The following is a 3,297-nucleotide window of genomic DNA, read 5'->3' on the forward strand; positions in this document are numbered from 1 at the left end:
GTGCCCCCTTCCGGGGTGGACCGCCTGGAGGCCAGGAGGGGAGAAGCAAAGCCACTGGCGCAGCGACGCCGACACCCACGAGGTGAAGGACCACAGCGCCGCCACCTTCGACCGCCAGTACGCCGAGAGCACCGCGCTGCTCGGCGACCGGCTTGACCTGTACCAGATCCACTCGGTCACCCCGCAGAGCCCGGCTCTCACCGACCCGGCCGTGCTGGAGCGGCTGGCCGGTCTGCGGGCGGCGGGCGTGGACGTGGGCCTGTCCACCAGCGGTCCCGCCCAGGCGGAGGCGATCCGCGCGGCTCTGGCGCTGCGGTACGAGGGAGGGCCGCTGTTCCGCACCGTGCAGTCCACGTTCAACGTGCTGGAGCCCTCGGCGGGGGAGGCGCTCGCCGAGGCGCACGCCGCCGGGCTCACCGTCATCGTCAAGGAGGGCATGGCGAACGGCCGGCTGGCCGGGGAGGCCGCCCCGCCGGTGCTGCGGGAGATCGCCGCCCGCTACGGCACCGGGCCGGACGCCGTGGCACTCGCGGCGGTGCTGCACCGGCCGTGGGCGGGCATCGTGCTCTCCGGCGCGGCCACCGTCGCCCAGCTGACGGGCAATCTGGCCGCCACCGGGCTGCGCCTCGACCCGCGCGACCTGGCCCGGCTCACCGAACTGGCCGTCCCCGCCGGACGGTACTGGGCGGAGCGCTCCGCGCTGCCCTGGAGCTGAACGGGGCCCGGCCGCCGCCCCCGTGCGGGGCGGCCGTCAGGCGGCCCGCGCCTTGGTGGCGTACATGTCGACGTACTCCTGCCCGGACAGCCGCATGACCTCGGTCATCACCTCGTCGGTGACGGCCCGCAGCACATAGCGGTCGCGGTCCATGCCCTCGTACCGGGAGAAGTCCAGCGGCGTGCCGAACCGTACGGTGATCCGCCGTCCGCGCCCGATGCGCGGCAGCCCCTTGCCGCCGGGCTGCACCCGGTCGGTGCCGATCATCGCGAACGGCACCACCGGGGCGCCGGACATCAGGGTGAGCCGGGCGATGCCGGTGCGCCCCCGGTACAGCCGGCCGTCGGGGGAGCGGGTGCCCTCCGGGTAGATGCCGAAGACCTTGCCCTGCTCCAGGACCCGCAGCCCCGTCATCAGGGCCGCCACACCGCCGTGTCCGCCGTCCCTGGCCACCGGGATCATGCCGACGCCGGTGAAGAACCAGGCCATGACGCGGCCCTTGAGCGAGCGGCCGGTGACGTACTCGTCCTTGCCGATGAAGTGCACCTGGCGCTTGGAGATGAGCGGCAGGACGACCGAGTCGATGAACGTCAGGTGATTGCCCGCCAGCACCACGGGGCCCTCGCCGGGGATGTTCTCCAGACCCTCCACGCGGGGGCGGAAGAAGAGCCGCAGCAGGGGGCCGAACAGCGTCTTCAGCAGCACGAAACGGGACAAGGTTCCCTCCGGTCGGGTGGTGGCCAGTGCTCGGGAGCGCACAGCTCAAGGACGATACTCGCGTGTCCGCGCTCGTGGCGCACGGGGTTCACGCAGCGGACACGCGATGTTGATGTGCCTTTGTCATGTCTGCACCCGAAGGTCCCCGTCCGGGCGCTTCCCGTTCTCTACCATCGCCCTGACGCACATCCCACGGAGGCACCATGCCGGCAGACCGCGCAGCGGCCCCGGACCACGACGGTACGTCGCTCACCCGGCGCACCGTACTCGGCGCGACGGCCGCCGCGGCCGGCGCCACCGTCCTGCTGGGCGCCGCCGTCGCCCGGCCGGAGGCGGCCCGGCCCGCGGCCGGGGACGTCCCGGTGCCCACCGTCATCGCCCACCGGGGCGCCAGCGGCTACCGCCCCGAACACACCCTCGGCGCCTACCAGCTGGCCCTCGACCTCGGCGCCGACGCCATCGAGGTGGACCTGGTCCCCACCCGCGACCACCAGCTGGTGTGCCGGCACGAGAACGAGATCTCCGGCACCACCGATGTCGCCGGCCGCCCCGAGTTCGCCGACCGGGAAACCACCAGAACGGTGGACGGCGAGGAGGTGACGGGCTGGTTCACCGAGGACTTCACCGCCGCCGAACTCGGCACCCTCGGCGCCGTCGAGAGCCTCCCCCGGCGCCGCCCGCACAACACCCTCTACGACGGGTACTGGCCCGTCCCCACCCTCCGCGAGGTGCTGGAGTGGGCCGCGGACCGGGGCCGGCGGCGCGGCCGGCCCGTCCCGCTCTACCTGGAGATCAAACACCCCGGCCACTTCCGCGCCCTCGGCCTCGGCATCGAGGAACCGCTGGCCGGGCTGCTGCACGAGTACGGCCTGCACCGCGCCGACGCGCCCGCGACGGTCCAGAGCTTCGAGGCCGACAGCCTGCGCCGGATGGCCGAACGGGCCGACACCCGCCGCACCCTGCTGCTCGCCGCCGCCGGGACCCGGCCCGCCGATCTCCAGCGGGCCGGGGACCCGCGCACCGTCGCCGATCTGGTGACCCCCGGGGGCCTGGCCGAGATCGCCGGGTACGCCCACCTCATCGGCCCCACCCTCGACCTGGTCGTCCCGCGCCACGCCGACGACACCCTCGCCGCCCCGACCACCCTCGTCGCCGACGCCCACGCCCGGGGCCTGGCCGTCCACGGCTACACCCTGCGCAACGAGAACGCCTACCTCCCGGCCGACTTCCGGACCGGGGACGGCAGCGACGGGTCACGTTACGGCGATGTCTTCGGCGCCGTCCGCGCCTATCTCGACCAGGGCATCGACGGCCTCCACACCGACCACCCCGACACCGTGCTGCTGGCCGCCGCCGACGCCCGGCGCTGACCCTTCTCCCGTACCGCGCGGGCTCATGCGCCCGAGCGCAGTCGCACATCTCACAAGCCAGTTACCCCGCGCACCCTCCCCAGACGCCTCGGTAGCCAGCACAATGCTGGGGGCGCCCGGAGCGGACAACCGGCGGGCGCCGTCAGGGCATTCACCGGCCGGTGGCGCACACCCTCCTTCATGTGCCCCGGCCCATCACCTCGTTGGGGAGACGTGAGCACATGGGCATGAGCGTCACGATCGACAGGGCGGCCGAGCAGGACGCCGAACAGATCCTCAAACTCCAGTACCTGTGCTACCAGGCGGAAGCCGAGCTGGCCGGGGACTACCAGATCGACGCGCTGACCCAGACGGCGGACGACCTGCGCGCCGAGATGCGGGCCGGTCTGGTGCTGGTGGCCCGGCTGGGCACCGAGATCGTGGGATCGGTACGCGGCACCGTCGACGCCGACGGCACCGCCTCCATCGGCCGGCTGATCGTGCACCCCCGGATGC

The 3,297-nt window shown here is 73.6% G+C and carries 3 protein-coding genes and 1 pseudogene; 3 read left to right on the forward strand and 1 reads right to left on the reverse strand.

All coding sequences use genetic code 11. The annotated features are described in order from the left end of the window. The coding region (locus ACFV5N_RS26070; protein WP_385604474.1) for an aldo/keto reductase at positions 1 to 715 on the forward strand (715 nt) is incomplete at its 5' end. 36 nt (positions 716 to 751) lie between these two features. On the opposite strand, the gene ACFV5N_RS26075 is transcribed toward ACFV5N_RS26070, so the two are convergent. Beyond that, on the reverse strand, positions 752 to 1,432 hold the full coding sequence (locus ACFV5N_RS26075) for a lysophospholipid acyltransferase family protein (RefSeq protein ID WP_385604477.1): 681 nt from the start codon (positions 1,430 to 1,432) through the stop codon (positions 752 to 754). A 203-nt stretch (positions 1,433 to 1,635) separates the two neighbouring features. On the opposite strand from ACFV5N_RS26075, the gene ACFV5N_RS26080 reads away from it, so the two are divergent. Both ACFV5N_RS26080 and ACFV5N_RS26085 read left to right on the forward strand, forming a co-directional pair. Then, on the forward strand, positions 1,636 to 2,802 hold the full coding sequence (locus tag ACFV5N_RS26080; RefSeq protein ID WP_385604480.1) for a glycerophosphodiester phosphodiesterase family protein: 1,167 nt from the start codon (positions 1,636 to 1,638) through the stop codon (positions 2,800 to 2,802). A gap of 221 nt (positions 2,803 to 3,023) precedes the next feature. Continuing rightward, a pseudogene (locus ACFV5N_RS26085) lies at positions 3,024 to 3,297 on the forward strand (GNAT family N-acetyltransferase); the annotation flags it as partial.

This window comes from Streptomyces sp. NPDC059853 (assembly GCF_042731495.1).
Lineage (GTDB): Bacteria > Actinomycetota > Actinomycetes > Streptomycetales > Streptomycetaceae > Streptomyces.

What these genes read in the sequence shown, in the direction of transcription:
- ACFV5N_RS26080 (WP_385604480.1), top strand. Translation starts at nt 1,636, where the DNA reads ATGCCGGCAGACCGCGCAGCGGCCCCGGACCACGACGGTACGTCGCTC.